Annotated in this window: 17 protein-coding genes; 4 read left to right on the top strand and 13 right to left on the bottom strand. The window is 41.1% G+C overall.

The features are described from left to right. Window positions 1-170: 170 nt before the first annotated feature. The 8 genes from JFY49_RS03445 to acnD form a co-directional block, all read right to left on the bottom strand. Window positions 171-884, bottom strand: coding sequence for an SIMPL domain-containing protein (locus JFY49_RS03445; RefSeq protein ID WP_200223797.1), 714 nt, complete (start codon window positions 882-884; stop codon window positions 171-173). Between the two features lie 117 nt (window positions 885-1,001). Continuing rightward, complete coding sequence (locus JFY49_RS03440) at window positions 1,002-1,250, bottom strand: DUF6868 family protein (protein WP_166170915.1); 249 nt, start codon at window positions 1,248-1,250, stop codon at window positions 1,002-1,004. Window positions 1,251-1,791: 541 nt separating this feature from the next. Next, on the bottom strand, window positions 1,792-2,493 hold the full coding sequence (locus JFY49_RS03435) for a DUF1003 domain-containing protein (RefSeq protein WP_200224786.1): 702 nt from the start codon (window positions 2,491-2,493) through the stop codon (window positions 1,792-1,794). 277 nt (window positions 2,494-2,770) lie between these two features. Next, complete coding sequence (locus tag JFY49_RS03430) at window positions 2,771-2,992, bottom strand: hypothetical protein (protein WP_200223796.1); 222 nt, start codon at window positions 2,990-2,992, stop codon at window positions 2,771-2,773. Window positions 2,993-3,242: 250 nt separating this feature from the next. Then, complete coding sequence (locus JFY49_RS03425; protein WP_200223794.1) at window positions 3,243-3,449, bottom strand: hypothetical protein; 207 nt, start codon at window positions 3,447-3,449, stop codon at window positions 3,243-3,245. 465 nt (window positions 3,450-3,914) lie between these two features. After that, complete coding sequence (locus tag JFY49_RS03420) at window positions 3,915-4,058, bottom strand: zinc ribbon-containing protein (RefSeq protein WP_086197667.1); 144 nt, start codon at window positions 4,056-4,058, stop codon at window positions 3,915-3,917. Window positions 4,059-4,184: 126 nt separating this feature from the next. Beyond that, complete coding sequence (locus JFY49_RS17480; RefSeq protein ID WP_227609533.1) at window positions 4,185-5,321, bottom strand: hypothetical protein; 1,137 nt, start codon at window positions 5,319-5,321, stop codon at window positions 4,185-4,187. 208 nt (window positions 5,322-5,529) lie between these two features. Further along, entirely contained in the window at window positions 5,530-8,148 is a 2,619-nt protein-coding gene (gene acnD / locus JFY49_RS03410; RefSeq protein WP_200223792.1) for a Fe/S-dependent 2-methylisocitrate dehydratase AcnD, read from the bottom strand. Window positions 8,149-8,686: 538 nt separating this feature from the next. On the opposite strand from acnD, the gene JFY49_RS03405 reads away from it, so the two are divergent. After that, window positions 8,687-9,412 carry a YgfZ/GcvT domain-containing protein gene (locus tag JFY49_RS03405; protein ID WP_200223791.1) on the top strand — a complete coding sequence of 242 codons (726 nt, stop codon included), beginning with the start codon at window positions 8,687-8,689 and terminating at the stop codon, window positions 9,410-9,412. 109 nt (window positions 9,413-9,521) lie between these two features. Here the strand turns inward: JFY49_RS03405 and JFY49_RS03400 are convergent, their stop codons facing one another. Beyond that, window positions 9,522-9,767 carry a hypothetical protein gene (locus JFY49_RS03400; protein ID WP_200223789.1) on the bottom strand — a complete coding sequence of 82 codons (246 nt, stop codon included), beginning with the start codon at window positions 9,765-9,767 and terminating at the stop codon, window positions 9,522-9,524. A gap of 354 nt (window positions 9,768-10,121) precedes the next feature. Between JFY49_RS03400 and JFY49_RS03395 the strand changes: the two genes are divergently transcribed. Next, window positions 10,122-10,934, top strand: coding sequence for a tetratricopeptide repeat protein (locus JFY49_RS03395; protein ID WP_200223788.1), 813 nt, complete (start codon window positions 10,122-10,124; stop codon window positions 10,932-10,934). 85 nt (window positions 10,935-11,019) lie between these two features. Here JFY49_RS03395 and JFY49_RS03390 read toward each other — a convergent pair whose 3' ends face one another. The 3 genes from JFY49_RS03390 to JFY49_RS03380 all read right to left on the bottom strand — a co-directional run bounded on the left by JFY49_RS03390 (window position 11,020) and on the right by JFY49_RS03380 (window position 15,273). Next, window positions 11,020-11,946, bottom strand: a complete 927-nt coding sequence (locus tag JFY49_RS03390) for an AEC family transporter (RefSeq protein WP_166170845.1) — start codon at window positions 11,944-11,946, stop codon at window positions 11,020-11,022. Window positions 11,947-12,045: 99 nt separating this feature from the next. Next, window positions 12,046-13,155 carry an NADH:flavin oxidoreductase/NADH oxidase gene (locus JFY49_RS03385; protein WP_200223786.1) on the bottom strand — a complete coding sequence of 370 codons (1,110 nt, stop codon included), beginning with the start codon at window positions 13,153-13,155 and terminating at the stop codon, window positions 12,046-12,048. Between the two features lie 12 nt (window positions 13,156-13,167). After that, the gene (locus JFY49_RS03380) at window positions 13,168-15,273 is read right to left on the bottom strand and encodes a TonB-dependent receptor (protein ID WP_200223784.1); all 2,106 of its coding nucleotides are present in this window, start codon (window positions 15,271-15,273) and stop codon (window positions 13,168-13,170) included. 269 nt (window positions 15,274-15,542) lie between these two features. Here JFY49_RS03380 and mutM point away from each other — a divergent pair, with 269 nt between their 5' ends. Together mutM and JFY49_RS03370 are read left to right on the top strand one after the other, a co-directional pair. After that, window positions 15,543-16,397, top strand: coding sequence for a bifunctional DNA-formamidopyrimidine glycosylase/DNA-(apurinic or apyrimidinic site) lyase (gene mutM / locus JFY49_RS03375; RefSeq protein ID WP_200223782.1), 855 nt, complete (start codon window positions 15,543-15,545; stop codon window positions 16,395-16,397). Continuing rightward, entirely contained in the window at window positions 16,394-16,672 is a 279-nt protein-coding gene (locus JFY49_RS03370) for a peptidylprolyl isomerase (protein WP_200223780.1), read from the top strand. Before mutM ends, JFY49_RS03370 begins: the two co-directional genes overlap by 4 nt. A gap of 131 nt (window positions 16,673-16,803) precedes the next feature. Here JFY49_RS03370 and mscL read toward each other — a convergent pair whose 3' ends face one another. Beyond that, window positions 16,804-17,238, bottom strand: coding sequence for a large conductance mechanosensitive channel protein MscL (gene mscL, locus JFY49_RS03365; protein ID WP_166170855.1), 435 nt, complete (start codon window positions 17,236-17,238; stop codon window positions 16,804-16,806). Between the last annotated feature and the right edge of the window lie 37 nt (window positions 17,239-17,275).

The following is a 17,275-nucleotide window of genomic DNA, read 5'->3' as shown; positions in this document are numbered from 1 at the left end:
TCCTCAGTTTTTTAATTTCCCAAGTTTTTTGGGAATTTTTTTCCTTAAATGAATAATAAATAGAATTTTTTATCTTCCGAATTAAAATACAGGTTTTTTATTGCAGAAAAATTGGAATTACTGGAATTTATCTGCAAATCAAATTGTATCCTTCCCTGTATTTGCTCACGTTAATCCGCCAGATAATAGTCTACCGTGGACACGACACGGACTTTCTTTAAATAGGGAGTATTACTGTCGCGATCTTCAATGCTAAACAGTCCCTGATTGGCCGCCTTAATTTTACCTAAACGGCTTTTGGAATCTGCGGCAAATTTTTCTGCCACACTGCGGGCATTTTGCGTTGCCTGCTCAATCATCGCTGGCTTGATATCATTTAACTTGGTAAATAAATATTCGGTTCGTTGACCTGAATCATCGCCACCAAAGGCAATGCCCTTTTTACCCAAAGCTACAAGACGGCTTTGTGCTGCGCGCACTGCATCTATTCGGTGGGTATAGACGGTAATGGTTTGATGGGCGGTATAACGTAGCGCGACATTGGCATCGCCGCCATATTGCTGGGCATATTTATCGGTCGTAACCGGAGCCGCAGTGGTAATTTCCTGATCGCTAAAACCTTCAGCCTTTAAAAATGCCTGAATTTGCTGGGTTTGTATTTCCATGGTGTCATACAACTGGGTCAGGTCCTGACTGGCCGAGCTAAAACGGATTGGCCATACTGCGACATCAGCTTTCACCTCACGCTCAGACAAGCCCTTGACCGAGACTATACGTTCATATTGTTTAATTTTGACTGCACTACTGCCTAAGATCCATCCCGCAATAATCATCCCCAGACAAATGAAAACACCTAAAACCAGTGCAGGTTTGAATTGATTCATGCTGCCAAATTCCTCTTTTGCTTGTTTTTGATTGTAGCGGTCCTGTTTTTATAAACTTCGAAACTGCTGTTTAAAGATGATCTATTTGCCTATAAGCCTTTTAAAGTTGAATTTGGGTTAGGAATTCCGTATCAGATATAAGGCCAGAAATGGCACCAGATTAAGCAGTAAAATACCAATTTTATATATAGCCATGCCGCCATAATGGATGGCATCAAAAGTGTGATCTGAAAGCTGGAACCATTTGCCATGCAGCTGTTTCATCCAGTTACGGGCAAAAATAAACAGCAAAAACCAGATCATTAATATGATGTAATTAATGAGTAATGAACAAAGTAAAAAACGACTCCAAAAATCATCATTTATCATTTTTATAGCCTGACCGGATGCTCGCTGATATTTTCTAAATTAGCAGATTTTATCCACAAAAATGAACCAATGATTTGTATCCGGTTTTTTGAATGTAAATTTGATTTCTTCTATTTTTATGGGTTTGAGAATTTTTTAGGGGGGTCAGGGAAAACATACTGTTTTACTTCAACCATTACCACTTTGTAAGTGATAACCTGATGCCTATAAATTGGTAATTTATAGCGTCCTAAGCCGAATCAAGACCTTGTGGGTAAGTACTACACTCACGTTGTACGCAACTGGCAGCAATCTACTCTTTTCGATCCCTTCACACCCTTGAGATATAGAATAGCCAAAGACATGCGGGATTAATTTCCTAAGATTTTGCATTTTTAATTATTTTTGGAATATTTTCCCACTTTATCTATATTTGTAAAAAAATTTCCCTAATTGATATAAAATGCCGCTTTTTATTGCGCCAAACCAACATGAATCGGAATATTTTCTCCATCTCTATAAATTGCAACATTGAAGATTAGCATCAGGTTATAAAGGGCTATTTTTTCTTGGTCATTTCCGACAGCAAATCCAGTTGAATTTCCTGAATTTTAGCCAGACGATCCCACTGATGCATCAAAAGATGATCGAGTTTTTCATGTAAATGCCGAATCTCCAGTTCAGCTTTTAAGTTGACCTGATAATCATTTTGCGAACGCAAACGGTCTTTGGCTTCCTGCCGGTTTTGGCTCATCATGATTACGGGTGCCTGAATGGCGGCCAAACAGGACAGCATTAAATTTAATAAAATGAAGGGATATGGATCTGCAGGATGTTTCACCATTACCACGGTATTGATCAAAATCCACAGCGCCAAGAAAATGGCAAAGCAGATCAAAAAGGTCCAGCTACCACCGAAACTTGCAATTTTATCGGCCAGTTTTTCTCCAAAAGTCCAATTCTGATCGAGCTTGTTCTCTACATTTTTGCTGATCAGCTCATGCTGCTGCATACTGTTCAACACTTCATATTCCAGATCAGTGACTTCACCTTGTTCAGATTTTAAAATGGACTGTACATACTGCATACGGTATTTGGTTAAATCGGCTTGGCAGATAAAGTCGCTAGGTGACCACTGTGGAAAGTCCTTTGAAATTTCCTCTGTAATGACTTTGCGAATTGTTCCGATCGGGATAAGATTTTTTTTAGGAAAGCTTTTTTTGCAGACCATGCATGTTTGACATTCTGTTCTTCCGTTCATACCCCATACCTTCTGTTTCATCTATACTTCAATATGCCGTAATGTTGATCATTTCCAGACTTAAATAAACACTTGTTTCTGGTCATATTTTGCCAGGACAAGCTTGGTTTTAACTTTATCCCTTCCATATTTTTAGGCTAATTTTAAAGCAATAATCCAGCAACTTTAAAGATAAATATGCCAGATACTATAGGCCTATAGCAGTGAGCCCTTATGTTGTTTATTCGTTTATAAACAAAAATTTAAACCAAAGCCAAGCTGTGAATTCCACTGCCCTTTATCGCACATAGAGCTGTTTAACATTCTGATTGATATAGACATTTAAGCCATCGCCATATTGCGCCAGCTGTTTCATATTTTCAATATGCTGATAGCCGGCACTGGCATAGCTATAGGTATAAATTTTTGATTTTTTCTTAAATTGAACATGAATAAACTGATTGCCAATTTCATAGCTGGCCACACCAGAGTCGTGGTTCAGATCAAGATAATGTTGCAATTGGGCGCCCTAAATACCGTGAATATAGAGTTTAAGATGAGGGTGTGTTGAGTATTTTTCAAACAATTTACAATAATCAGTCCATAGATGAATGGGAAGCGATTTCTATTCGCCAGTTATTCCTATCTATTTATATTTATTCAAAACCTGATCTAAGATTGAAACATTTTAGTGTTCCTTAGCCAAATTAATAAGCCGCCCAATAAAAAACTCCGCCAGTCAGGCAGAGTTTTTCATTTTCAGATTTAAATTATTCCTTACAGCACTTGCTACAGCCTTCTACTCTTTCTGTTGGCCAGTTCATTCTTGCGCGTTTATAGGCGAGTTCATAATTTGCAAAGTATCCAATCAAAATCTGGTCATCCGATTTTGGCAGGTTTTCGCAGCCCAGTGTCGCATTGTGTATATAGTGTATGCCTTTAGCTGCAGGTTGTTCATCTACAATAAATTTGATCATTGATAGTTCCCCGAATAATTTTTATAAAGTTGAACCACAATAAACCCATATAAAATTTATGGATTTAATTCCATAATATAATTATGCCTTTATTGGGTAAAAATCAAGCGGTTTTACATGAAATATCCGTGACATTCTTTAAATAAATATTTCTTAAAAATTTTGCATAAACATATATTTTATTTACATTTAAAAGCAGGTTTTTCCTGTGATGTTCTTGTCCAAAGCCCACCCAAAATATCAGCATAATAATCAGCATCCTGACACATCGGGGCACAGGCAAAGCAGAGACAGAATGGATAGCAGAGTCACCCCAATTCATTCAGCTGTGGAAATCATAGAATTTGTAATTCCGCCTGTAGCCGCGTTTGATAGACTGCTATAGAATGCCCAGCCAACAAAAAAGCCCTATAGATGAATAGGGCTTTTGTTCAAAACAGAGGATAACTGTTTGATAGGTGCTGCTTAGGCAATTTTGTTGTTAAATTGATTGCCAAGGCATTTGGTACACGGTGGTAGACGATCAGTACCAATTTCTAAGTAGGTGCGGTGTCCGCATTTGACACAAAAATAGAAGCCTGTTCCGGGTTTAGAGCCAGCAGTAACCATTTTTGTTCTCCATAGGTTTTAGAAATGGTGAACCTAGTATACCCCTATCGTGATGATTGTCTATTGGTCATTTCGACAATTGATAATGGCATTTCGGCGAAGCATACTTATCAATTAACTTAATTTTTAGTAATCAGCGTTGATATAATTACATAAACGCTCATTTTCATTTTCTAGCCAATCTTCAAAAATTTCTAAATCCATAGCCTTATATAGCATAAGTGAAAGTGATTTATTATCCATAATTAAATCCAAACCACTTAAACAAAACATCCAAACTGATTCAAAATTCTCACTAAAAAAGTTATCAAGATCATCCAGTAACTTACAAATTTGTTGAAATTTTTTTTTATCTAAAGGGGTTGATCTAAAATGAACACTATTTTTATAGTCCGACATTGTTGCTGGAATAGCACCATAGTTTTCTAAATGAAAATGAAATGAATGCCCTTTTTTCTCAAAACCACCATGTGCAAAGGTATTTCTATATCGCTCCTTGATAGTATTCAATTCATCAAATATTCTTTTAGCTTCACCTTTTAATCCTAAAACTTCCACATATTTTTTCGACCATATTTCACCTATGAATTTTTTCATATCGTATGATTGATTTGATTTTACAAATGGTAAAGATAAGACTAATAAATGTTCCAATCTACTAAAATAGGAGTCAATCATTGCCAATGCATTATAAACAGCATGTATATCAAATTCTTTTTTGCTTAAATACAGATTCATAATTTCATTAAAATCAGCATTTTTTTTATTACAAAAAGGTTTTTCACTAAATAGATCTTGAGCTTGTTTGCGAAAATATAAGTACTGATTATTTAATTTATGAAAATTATTTTGAATCGTAAAGTTACTTGATAAAATTTGATCTTCGCCATATTTTGTTAAAATATCTTTTTCAATATATTTAATATTTTTCTTTAATTTATTGATAATTTCAACTTGATATTTTGCTTCCCCCTCTACTTTTTGACTATACATTCTCATACCAAATTTATGAGAACTTATTAAATTCACAATCCCTTTATATTTAAAAATTATTCCCCAATGCATTTTATCCCATCTATAAATGGGGCTAAACTTACATATTTTATGAAGAGTAAATAAAAGAATTGCCTCAACTGGAAAATCCTCACGAGAAATAGAAATTTGAGTCTTATCATCAAGCAACTCTTCAGCTATACAATCAACATACGTAAAATCCTTAAATATAATATTTAATTTATTCTGTACCTCTTTTTCAAATTGCATAAAAATTTCTCAAATAAAAAAATCCCACTTAACAGTAGGATCTTTTTACAACAATATCAATAACTTTAACCTCCCCACTTGCGAAGCAATGCTTCTCATCTTTTAAAAGAGGGGAAAAATCCATTACTAATCAAATTGAAGTTTGATACGCATAGCTCCCTCCTTTCTTAAAGGAGGGTTGGGGTGGATTAAAAAGAAGTAACTTAAATCAAGCCACATTCCCTTCCAAGAAGTCCTGCGCAAAGCGTTGCAATACCCCACCCGCCTCATACACAGAAACTTCTTCTTCGGTATCCAGACGGCAGGTTACAGGCACTTCAACAATCTGGTTTTTACCATCATCAGTTGAACGCTCAATCACTAAAGTCAAGGTCGAACGTGGCGCAATATTACCTACTACGCTATACAGTTCCGTACCATCCAGCTTCAACGTTTTACGGTCTGTACCCGGTTTAAACTCCAGCGGTAATACGCCCATACCCACCAGGTTTGTACGGTGAATACGCTCAAAACCTTCTGCTACAATGGCTTCCACACCAGCAAGACGCACACCTTTAGCTGCCCAGTCACGGCTAGAACCCTGACCATAGTCCGCACCCGCAATAATAATCAACGGCTGCTTACGGTTCATGTAAGTTTCAATCGCTTCCCACATACGCATCACTTCACCTTCCGGCTCCACACGCGCTTTCGAACCCTGTTTGATGGTACCGTCAGCACGCACCACCATTTCATTGAACAGTTTCGGGTTGGCTAGCGTTGCACGCTGTGCAGTCAAGTGGTCACCACGGTGCGTTGCATAAGAGTTAAAGTCTTCCTCAGGCACACCCATTTTATGCAGATATTCACCCGCAGCCGAATCCATAATAATCGCATTTGATGGCGATAAGTGGTCGGTGGTGATGTTATCCGGCAAGATCGCCAGTGGACGCATATTTGTCAAGGTACGCGGTGCAGCCAAAGCCCCTTCCCAATATGGCGGACGGCGGATATAGGTACTTTGCGGACGCCAGTCATACAGTGGACTTGCCGCTTTTTCACGCTCGCCCAAATCAAACATCGGGATATACACTTTCTTAAATTGCTCAGGTTTTACAGCAACTTTCACCAAGGCATCAATTTCTTCATCCGATGGCCAAATGTCTTTTAAGTAAATCGGGTTACCGTCTTTGTCTGTACCTAAAGCATCTTTTTCGATATCAAAACGGATGGTACCGGCAATTGCATAAGCCACAACTAAAGGCGGAGAAGCCAGGAAAGCCTGTTTCGCATAAGGATGGATACGACCATCGAAGTTACGGTTACCTGAAAGTACCGCAGTGGCATACAGGTCACGGTCAATAATTTCTTGCTGAATTTTTGGATCTAGCGCACCCGACATACCGTTACAAGTCGTACATGCATAAGCGACAATACCAAAACCGAGTTTTTCCAGATCGTGCAGTACACCTGCTTCTTCAAGGTAAAGTGCAGCTGCTTTAGAACCCGGAGCAAAAGATGATTTCACCCAAGGCTTACGGGTTAAGCCCAACTCGTTTGCCTTACGTGCCAATAAACCGGCTGCCACTGTATTACGCGGGTTAGAGGTATTGGTACAAGAAGTAATCGCCGCGATAATCACCGCGCCATCCGGCATTAAACCTTCTGCTTCTTGTGCGCGAGCAGCTTCTAAATTACCTGCAATCCCTTTTTCTTTTAAGTCAGCCGTTGATACACGTGCATGCGGGTTCGATGGTCCGGCAATGTTACGAGTTACAGTCGATAGGTCGAAACGCAGTACGCGTGGATATTCCGCCTGTTTCATGTCTGAAGCCCAAAGACCAATTTCTTTGGCATATTGCTCAACCAGTTTCACCTGGTCTGCTTCACGACCGGTTAAAGTCAGATAATCAATGGTGTTTTGGTCAATATAGAACATCGCCGCAGTCGCGCCATATTCAGGCGTCATGTTGGAAATCGTTGCGCGATCACCCACAGACATGCTGTCAGCACCTTCACCAAAGAATTCCAGGTACGCACCCACGACGCGTTCTTTACGCAAGAACTCCGTTAACGCCAACACGATATCGGTTGCAGTAATGCCCGGCTTGCGCTGACCTACCAGCTCTACACCAATGATGTCCGGCAGACGCATCCAAGACGCACGGCCTAGCATCACGTTTTCAGCTTCCAAGCCACCCACGCCGACAGAAATCACACCCAAAGCATCGGTATGCGGCGTATGTGAATCTGTACCCACACAGGTATCCGGGAATGCCACACCTTCACGCTTTTGAATCACCGGAGACATTTTTTCCAGGTTGATCTGATGCATGATGCCGTTGCCCGCAGGAATCACATCGACATTTTCAAATGCGGTTTTGGTCCATTCAATAAAATGGAAACGGTCTTCGTTACGACGGTCTTCCACCGCACGGTTTTTAGCGAAGGCATCCGGATCAAAACCGCCGTATTCCACAGCCAATGAATGGTCAACGATCAGCTGGGTTGGAACAACCGGGTTGACTTTAGACGGATCGCCGCCCTGATCGGCAATGGCATCACGCAAACCTGCAAGGTCAACCAGTGCGGTTTGCCCCAGGATGTCATGACACACCACACGTGCCGGATACCAAGGGAAATCGTGATCTTGCTTACGTTCAATCAGCTGACGTAAAGACTGTTCCAAAATAGCAGGATCACAACGGCGTACCAGCTGTTCGGCCAGTACTTTCGAGGTATAAGGAAGTTTTGCATATGCGCCTGGCTGAATATCTTCTACGGCTTGGCGTACGTCATAATATTCGAGCTGGGTACCTTGCAGTGGTTTGCGGTAGTTGTTGTTCATAGCTTACCTGCCTCTTGAATCATTTTTTCTTTACTACGTAATTGTTGTTGCGAGTTACAATCGGTTCAACGGCATAGTACACCGCCGAAAAGCCATTTCCCAAATCTTTTATATTTCATATATTTAGGTATAAAAACAGGTGTTTTAGAAACATATTGTTACATAATTTTTGGGATATTTGCTCTAATCGTGCTTTTTTTCGAAAAATAGCGGGAAATAGGCCTCATTCTTTAGTATTAGATGTGCCTAAGCGAATAATAAACAATCTTGTTCTGTAATATTTATCCCATTAGGTTAGAAAAGATCTTCACCTTACAAAAATTGATCAGGGGTAAAAAATTTTAGTCGCCATTTTTGCGTTAGAGCAGCGATTTTAACGCTGATGATTTTGTCGCTTAACCGCATTCATTTAAATAAAACTACATATTTCTGAATTTCAGTAAAGCTATAGCAATCTGGGCTTTTTGTTTGCCTATCTGCCCTGCATGCTGCAAAATATCTGCACTAATGATTTGTGAAATATATCCAGAGGCTAGTCATGTCAACGTCTACTGCTTTTACACTATTCACTTTAAATGGGGTAGATGCACAAAAATTCCTTCAGGGCCAAGTGACTTTAAATGCTGAGGCATTAGCCGAAAACCTGACTCGCTATACCGCGATCTGTAGTTTAAAAGGACGAATCCAGTTTGGCTTATGGCTGAAAAAAATTAATCCGGAAAGTTTTGAAATTGTGGTCACCGACGATCAGGCCGAAGAATTTGCCAAACATATTAAAAAGTTTGGCGCTTTTTCGAAAATGAAACTGGAACAAGTCGGCCGAGTTTTCCCTACGCTCAATGGCGATAGCACCGATTTTTCTAGCACTGAAACCGATATCGCTGCTTGGCAGCTTCAAGCGATTGAAGCCGGTCAGGCCTGGATTGAAGCGACAACGGCACAAGAATTCCAGCCGCAAGAACTGCGTTTACATCAGCGTGAAGGTGTACATTATGACAAGGGCTGCTATTTGGGTCAGGAAATTATTGCACGCCTCTGGTTCAAGGCCAAACCGAAACACTGGCTGCATTTGGTGCAAGGTAGCGGTGATGCTCCTGCTGCTGCAACCCAGTTAAACAATGATGTTGAAGTGGTCAACAGCATTACTGTGGATGGCGGTTATAAAGCCCTGGTCGTGGCAAAACCTGCTGCGCTTGAAGAGCTGGGATTACAAGTTCTAGATTTGCCTGAAGCCTTAAATGGTGATGTAGCACGTCCACAGTAAATATTGAAACTTTAGATATTTAAGCTTTAGATATATGCTGCACTGAGCCTCCATCTTTGGAGGCTTTTTTATGCATTTGAAGGGATACTAAACCGATCACATTTCCGGATTAAAAACCATGAAACAGCTTGTTCATGTCTTTGCAGACATATTCTTTAAATGAATAATCACGCGCATGCTTGGCATCAAATTTTGCTTCAAGCTCACCTTTTTTAAAAATATAGACACGGTCATCTTTACTGACCAAATATTCAGCCCCCAGTTTCATCAGCAAAACATCCATTTTTTCTTCTTCAGGAATATTGCTGTCCAAATTGACCCGATCATAGGCGCGTTTAATGGCTTTAATGAACATTTATCTACTCACACATTAATTCAGCCGCGATTTAAACAAAGATTGGCTGAAAAACAAAGTGCCGTTTCGCTGCTGAGTATTTTTCTCTGATCCTTGTGCTTGATGGTTTTAAATTTTAAGCATAAAACAATTCATCTACAAAGTCCTCATCCTATTTAAGCTTGCTTTAAGATTTTCTACCCAAAATCGAGCCAGTAGAAATTATGTAAATATCTATGAAATATTATGGTAATGCACCCCTCATGTATTTACATTCACATAAATAAACTTATGATGTTAAAGGAAGGGTTCCATATTCATTTTTAAGCACATAAATGGAATTAAGATTATGTTTATAAAAGGTTTTTTAAAAATATGAAAAGAATTATACTTGCCAGCCTGATCGCTTTGTCTTCAAGTTTTGCGATGGCTGAAATGACAACCACTTCTGTTGATCCTGCATTTGCCAAAGTAGAAACACTGGTCAAAGCCAACGATATGAAAGGCGCTTATCAGGAGCTGGATAAATTAGCAAAAACAGGAAATGCACAGGCACTTTATAATTTAGCCTACCTGACTCAAACCGGTCAGGGCACCACCAAAGATGAGAAAAAAGCCATCCAGCTGTATCAAGAGTCTGCAAACAAAGGCTATCCGGTAGCCAACTATGTCCTAGGTAAAAACTACATGACCGGTACTTTAGGTCTGCCCCAAGACACTAAAAAGGCCAAACAGTATTTAGAAAAGGCTGCCAAGCAAGGTTTTGATGATGCCAGCGTAGATTTGGCCGTATTACTGTTTTCTGAAGGTACACCAGCATCAGATAAACTGGCTTTACAAAAATTGGACCCGCTGATCAAAAAAGGCAATTATCAGGCCATTCATGCCAAAGCGTTATATGACATCAGTCAGGGTTTCAAAAACAAAAACGAAGCGCCAATTAAGCAAGGCTTAAAAAGCATTCAGGATCTGGCACAAAAAGGCTATATTCCCGCTTTAATGGCTGTAGGTAACATGTTTGCCAACGGTAAAATCGTTCCGCAAAACCTGCCTGAAGCGAAAAAGATTTTTGAGGCTTTAGCCAAAGAAAATATCCCGCAAGCCAAACAATCTTTAGCTGTGGTGGATAAAATGATTGCCGAACAGGCCAAAAACCCGCCTAAAGCTACTGCTGAAAAGAAAAGCTAATTACTGCAGAGATGATTAAAAGCCTCATTCCAGGGGCTTTTTTTATAGCTGTTATTTTGTTGCTATTCATGCTGACCGTAAAATTTTAAGCCCACCAGACACTAATTAACACACTCACCACAATAAATCCTAAAATGGTACTCATCAATAAAGGAGTTAAAGTTTTTTCATTTAAACCATACGCTTGACCTAACATAGCAAAAATGGTCGGCATCGGCAAAGCGGCAATAAGCGTTCCAGCATAGACCATTTCCTGACTCACATTGGTTAAATAATTCAAACCCAGAAACATCAGCAAAGGCATGATCAGGTTACTGGAAATCACCAGATAAAAGCTTTGCAGATTCACATATTTCAGCGTCAATCCCACAATCCCACCACCAATCGAGAATAAGGCCAAAGGCGATGCAGTTTGTCCAAGCAGGGCCAAGACCTGATCCAGCTGTTTAGGAATATGAATCTGAAAGATGGCGCAGGCTATCCCCAGCATGACGCCCATAAACAAGGGATTTTTCAATAAAGTAACTACTGTGCTCTGGAGGATTTGGGCAAAACTGGCCTTTTGTGAATTTCCCAGTTCCGCCAGAATCAGTACTGCCGGAATGAGCAGCACACTTTCAATGATTACCACCAAAGAGGTATAGGTCATCGCCTTTTGTCCCAGCAGCAAGGATAATACCGCCGTACCAATAAGCCCGGTATTCGACATGGCCGCACCTAGCGACAAAACTGAAGACTGTGAACGGTCATTTTTAAAGTAATGTGAAACAATAAAAAATGCCGCAGCATATAAAATAAAAGTCACGCCGCTATAGACAAGAAAGTATTCGGGATACCAGATTTCATGCAAATCTTTTGCGGCCAAGGATTGGAAAAATAAAGCAGGTAGCGCAATTTTAATGACAAAGGCCCCAACAGCATTAACTTGCTCTTTTGTTAAAAGCTGAAACTTTACCGAAAAATAACCTAAAGCTAATAAAAAAAAGATCGGCACGATGACCGTAAAGACCATATGGAATTCGTCCTTTCAATAAATAAAACTACTTGCCCAGACTCCGACTCTTTAGAGTCGGAGTCTTAAAACATTCAAGCGAAATATCGGGATGAAGTATTAAAAAGCGCTAAACAACGCTTTTAATCCACGCGGCTGACAGCGCAAATATTGTGGTGCAATTTGAATATTTTCACCCAACTCTGCGGCAGCATGCCATGGCCAGCGCGGGTCATACAGCATAGCACGAGCTAAAGCAATTGCATCAGCTTGCTGATAATGCAAAATTCCTTCGGCCTGCATGGCTTCAGTAATTAAACCCACAGCAATCACGGGAATACTGACGACCTGCTTAACAGCATGAGCAAACGGAACCTGATAATTGGCTTCCAGATGGATATTCTGATCGATATGCAAGCCACCACTCGACACATGGATATATACCGCCCCCAATTGCTCTAAAGCTTTGGCCAAACCGACCGAAGATTCGACATCCCAGCTAGCCTGCCCCTCCATCCAGTCTGTTGCAGAAATACGCACGCCTATAGGGTAGCCTTCTGGTACCGCATTTTTCATGGCCTGAAAAACTTGCAGCGTTAAGCGAATGCGGTTCTCGAAACTGCCGCCATATTCGTCCTGACGCTGATTCGATAATGGTGACATAAATTGATGCAGCAAATAACCATGTGCTGCATGCACTTCAATTAAGTCAAAACCGGCATCCACGGCACGCTTGGCAGCATCAGCAAAGTCTTGAATCACTTGCTGGATTTCATCTTTACTCAGTGCATGCGGTGCATGATCGGCTGGATTAAAGGGAATATCACTGGCAGAAACTGTTTGCCAGCCATGAGTCTCTGCCGGCTTAAATTGACCTCTTCCATTCCAAGGCTTATCGGTTGAGGCTTTACGCCCTGCATGTGCCAATTGCACAGCAAATGGCATAGGCGAAAGTGTCTTTATTTTTGTCAGTAATGCCTTAATCTGATCACGCTGTGTATCATTCCACAGTCCCAAATCGGCATAACTGATCCGCCCTTCCGCTTGCACTGCGGTGGCTTCAACAATACATAAACCGGCACCAGACAAGGCATAATTGGCCCATTGCTGCTCATGCCAATAGGTCACTTCCCCTTGTTCAGTTGCCGAATACTGACACATTGGAGCAATTACGATTTTATTGCTCAGTTTTAACGAACCAAATTGAATTGGTTGAAATAATAACGCCACGTTTAGCCCCTGTTAGAATACCTTGCTCACACTTAATCCCGCACTCCAGTTCAAACCGTCCGCGGGTTCAAAGAAGCGTCCATTACCCTCATTTACAATCACTGAACCGACATAGTCTTTATCAAACAGATTATCGACTCGCGTAAAAGTCCGGACTTTCCAGTCGGCCTGTTTCCAGACATAACCGGCATTGGCCGAAATGATGCTATAACTTGGTGCGGCATCGCTATTTGTATCATCTACATAGACCTGATCCATATAGCGGACATCAACACCCATATTAAAACCGGTTTCCGGCTGCCAGCCTAAAGAGGCAAAGGCCTGATTTTTAGCGATGCCCGGAATCTTGTTGCCTTTCTGCACCGTACTGTCCGGAATTGCTGCATCAAATGTAGCATCAATATAGCTGTAGCTGGCCTGAGCAGTTAAATCACGCCATAGATTTTTGTTCCAGGACAGTTCCAGCCCTTCACGCAGCGTTTTATCCGCATTCTTATAGGTCGCACGGCCATCCACTGTTCCAGCAGAAACAATATCTTTTTGTGTTTTGCTTTGGAAGACTGCAGCCGTGAAATTGCCCCACATATTTTGTGCTTTCACACCCAGCTCATAATTATTACTGCTGGCGGGCTTTAAATTGAAATTCATGCCATCATTTGCAGAATAGGCCATTTCAGTAAAGGTCGGTGTTTCGAAACCTTTGGCATAACTGGCATAAGCATTGAACCGGTCATTCATTTTCCAGCTTAAAGCCACTGAAGGTAGCATCTGGTTATAGTCGGTCTTGCCGCTATCGTCGCCATTGCCTGTGACAATATAGTGATCGTTGGACTGGTAATGTACATTGCTATAACGCAGCCCTGTGTCCAAGGTCCAATTGGGTAAAAAATCCCACGCGGCTTGAAGATAGGGATCTAAATTCCATAAAAAATTCTGTTCATCACGACGTAGATTCCCTTTTACGCCAAACTGCCGATTGGCATCAAAGTTTTCATAACCCTGGCGGTCTTCATCCATATAATCAAAGGCCAGACCCGCGGTCAGACGCGTATTGGGTAAAAGATTCTTTCCAGTCCAGCGAATATCAGTGCCGTAATAATCACGGCTGAAATCAATCACACCGCCGGCATGGCGTGGGTTTATTTGCGCTGCCGAAGGAATCGACTGATACTGGGTCACTTCACGATGTCCCAGATAAGCCATAGCATACAGTTCATACTGATCATTGATCGGTTTTGACCAGGTCAGACCGGTCTGGGTTTGATTAATTTCCTTGCGCACGTCATAGATATTGTTCGCATCATTGACCTGTTTGGGATTGGCTTGCCACTGCTGGCGGGTCAAACCTTGCGGATCATCGGCATTTATATCAACCTGATTCATAATCCAGTTCAGTTTAGAGCCGTCATCCAGATCCCAGGTCAGTTTGGCATTACTCAGTACTTTATGCGCAGCACTGTGGTCACGGTAGCCATCAGTATCAAAATAAGAGGAACTGAGCACATAACTCGGCTCACCGGCCCGATCTGCACCACCTTGCAATATCACATTGGCACGGCTTTTATACTGACTGCCAGCAGAATAGCCCAATTCAATGGAATCTTTGCCTTCTCCCTGTTTGGTCGTAGTCAAAATCGTTCCGCCAGAGGAATTGCCATAAAGCGTAGAAAATGGCCCACCCAGTACTTCAATATGGTCTAGACTGCTTAAATCAATATTTGAGGTCTGGCCTTGTCCATCCGGCATGCTCGCAGGAATACCATCGACATATAAACGGATACCACGCACACCAAAAGTTGAACGTGCACCAAAGCCACGCATGGAAATCTGTAAATCCTGGGCATAATTTTCACGGTTATTCAGCTGTAAGCCAGGTACACCTTTTAAAGTTTCAGAAAGATTTACACCCAGGTGATTCGTATGCTTATTTTGTTCGATTCGATATACTGAAGCAGGTGTTTGCAGCCCGTCAGTATCGCTACGTGTCGCTTCTATTTTAATGACAGGAAGCAAAACCGGGTTCGTAGAATCAGGAGCAGCATAAAGATGCTGGCAGAGGCATGTTGTCAGGTAAAGCAAAGTCTTAGGGAAGAGAATCTCGTTATATTTACCTAGCATAGCTTGCTCTATATCTTATTAAAATACTGCTTAAAAGCTTAAACGAACTACCTGCATAGCGTTTAAGTTTATTTGTAGTACCAAGGTTAATGACTCATTCAAATTAAGATGAATCATTAAGCAATCGGTGAATTAAAATGACTGCTAGAATCAGTCGATTACATCGATTAACGAATTGCAACAAGCATATAGATTTTTTGAGATTCCCTTGCAATCCCCTCTTAGCAGTCCAATATTAAGCACAAAGTTTTCTTGATACACTTGATCCTATGCCTGAATTACCTGAAGTTGAAACCACCAAAACCAGTCTCTTGCCACTGTTGGATCAAACTGTCTTAAAGGTAGAGGTCCGTCAGCCGAGCTTACGTTGGCCTATTCCTGAAAATATACAAAAGTTGGTGGGTCAAAAATTGCTGAAACTCACCCGCCGTTCCAAATATATTTTGGCAGAGTTTGAACAAGACAGTATGCTGTGGCATTTGGGCATGTCGGGCAGTTTCAGATTATGTGCAGCAACAGATGAACTGCGCAAACACGATCATCTGATCATTCAATTTGAAGATATTGAACTGCGTTATCATGACCCGCGCCGTTTTGGCTGTATTTTATGGCTCGATCAAAACTCGCAAAGCAAACTGATTGATACTTTAGGGCCTGAACCTTTGAGTGAAGCATTTAGTGCTGAATATCTGTTTGACAAATTTAAAAAGAAAAATGTAGCAGCGAAAGTAGCGATTATGGATAACCACATGGTGGTGGGAGTGGGCAATATTTATGCTACCGAAAGCCTGTTCAATTTAGGCATTCACCCCGCTCAACCTGCTTCTAGCCTGAGTTTTCAGCAAATTGAACAGTTAGTTATAGAAATTAAACGTATTTTAAAACAGGCGATTGATCTCGGTGGCTCGACTTTACGTGACTATACCAATGCCATGGGTGAAAACGGCTATTTCCAGCAAACCCTGCTGGCTTATGGTCGTGCCGGTGAAATGTGCGTGAACTGTGAAACCACGTTGGAAAATTTAAAACTCGGACAGCGTGCATCGGTATTTTGTCCAGAGTGTCAGCCCCTAAAAAAAGTTAAAATAGCCCACCAGAAAGCCATTAAAGGAAGCAAAGTATGAAATCTGCCATCGTTCGACATATCTTGGTCAAAGATAAAGTGCTTGCTGAACAGCTGAAAAAGAAAATTAAGGATGGGGCTGATTTTGCAAAAATTGCCAAACAGCATTCCACCTGCCCTTCGGGCAAAAAAGGTGGCGAACTGGGTGATATTAAAAAAGGTCAGTTAGTCAGTCCGATTGATAAAGCCGTGTTTAGCTTGCCTGAGCGTGAATTACATGGCCCGATTAAGAGTCAGTTTGGCTGGCATTTGTTAGAAATCAAGTTTCGGATGTAATCCCCTCCTTGCGAAGCAGTGCTTCTCACCTTTTCCAAAGGTGGACTACTCCTCCCTTTATCAAAGGGAGGTTGGGAGGGATTTTATAAAAAAAGGGACATTCAGCACCATTTTTTTCAAGCAGAAAATCCTTAAACCTTTTTCTTCAATTCATCACGGATTTCACGCAGTAACTGAATATCTTCCGGTGTTGGGGCAGGTGCTGCCGGCACTTCCTCTTTTGTACGGCGCATACGGTTTAACATTTTTACCATCAGGAACACCACCCAAGCCAAAATGATAAAGTTAATTAAAATCGTGAGGAAATTACCATAGGTCAGCACGTTAATTCCGGCTTTGGTCAATGCATCCAAAGATTGCAGATTCTCCGGATTATCCCCGAGGACGATAAATTTCTGGGTAAAATCAACGCCTCCACCCGTAATCAGGGTAATGATGGGCATGATGATATCTTTCACCAATGAGTCGACAATTTTACCGAATGCCCCGCCAATGATAACCCCGATAGCCAAATCCATCATGTTGCCCTTGATGGCAAACTCTTTAAATTCTTGAACAATACTCATACTTGACTCCTTAGACCATTTTCAGTGTTTTTATAGG

Source organism: Acinetobacter sp. CS-2 (genome assembly GCF_016599715.1).
Lineage (GTDB): Bacteria > Pseudomonadota > Gammaproteobacteria > Pseudomonadales > Moraxellaceae > Acinetobacter.
This window is presented reverse-complemented; position numbering and strand designations above follow the sequence as displayed.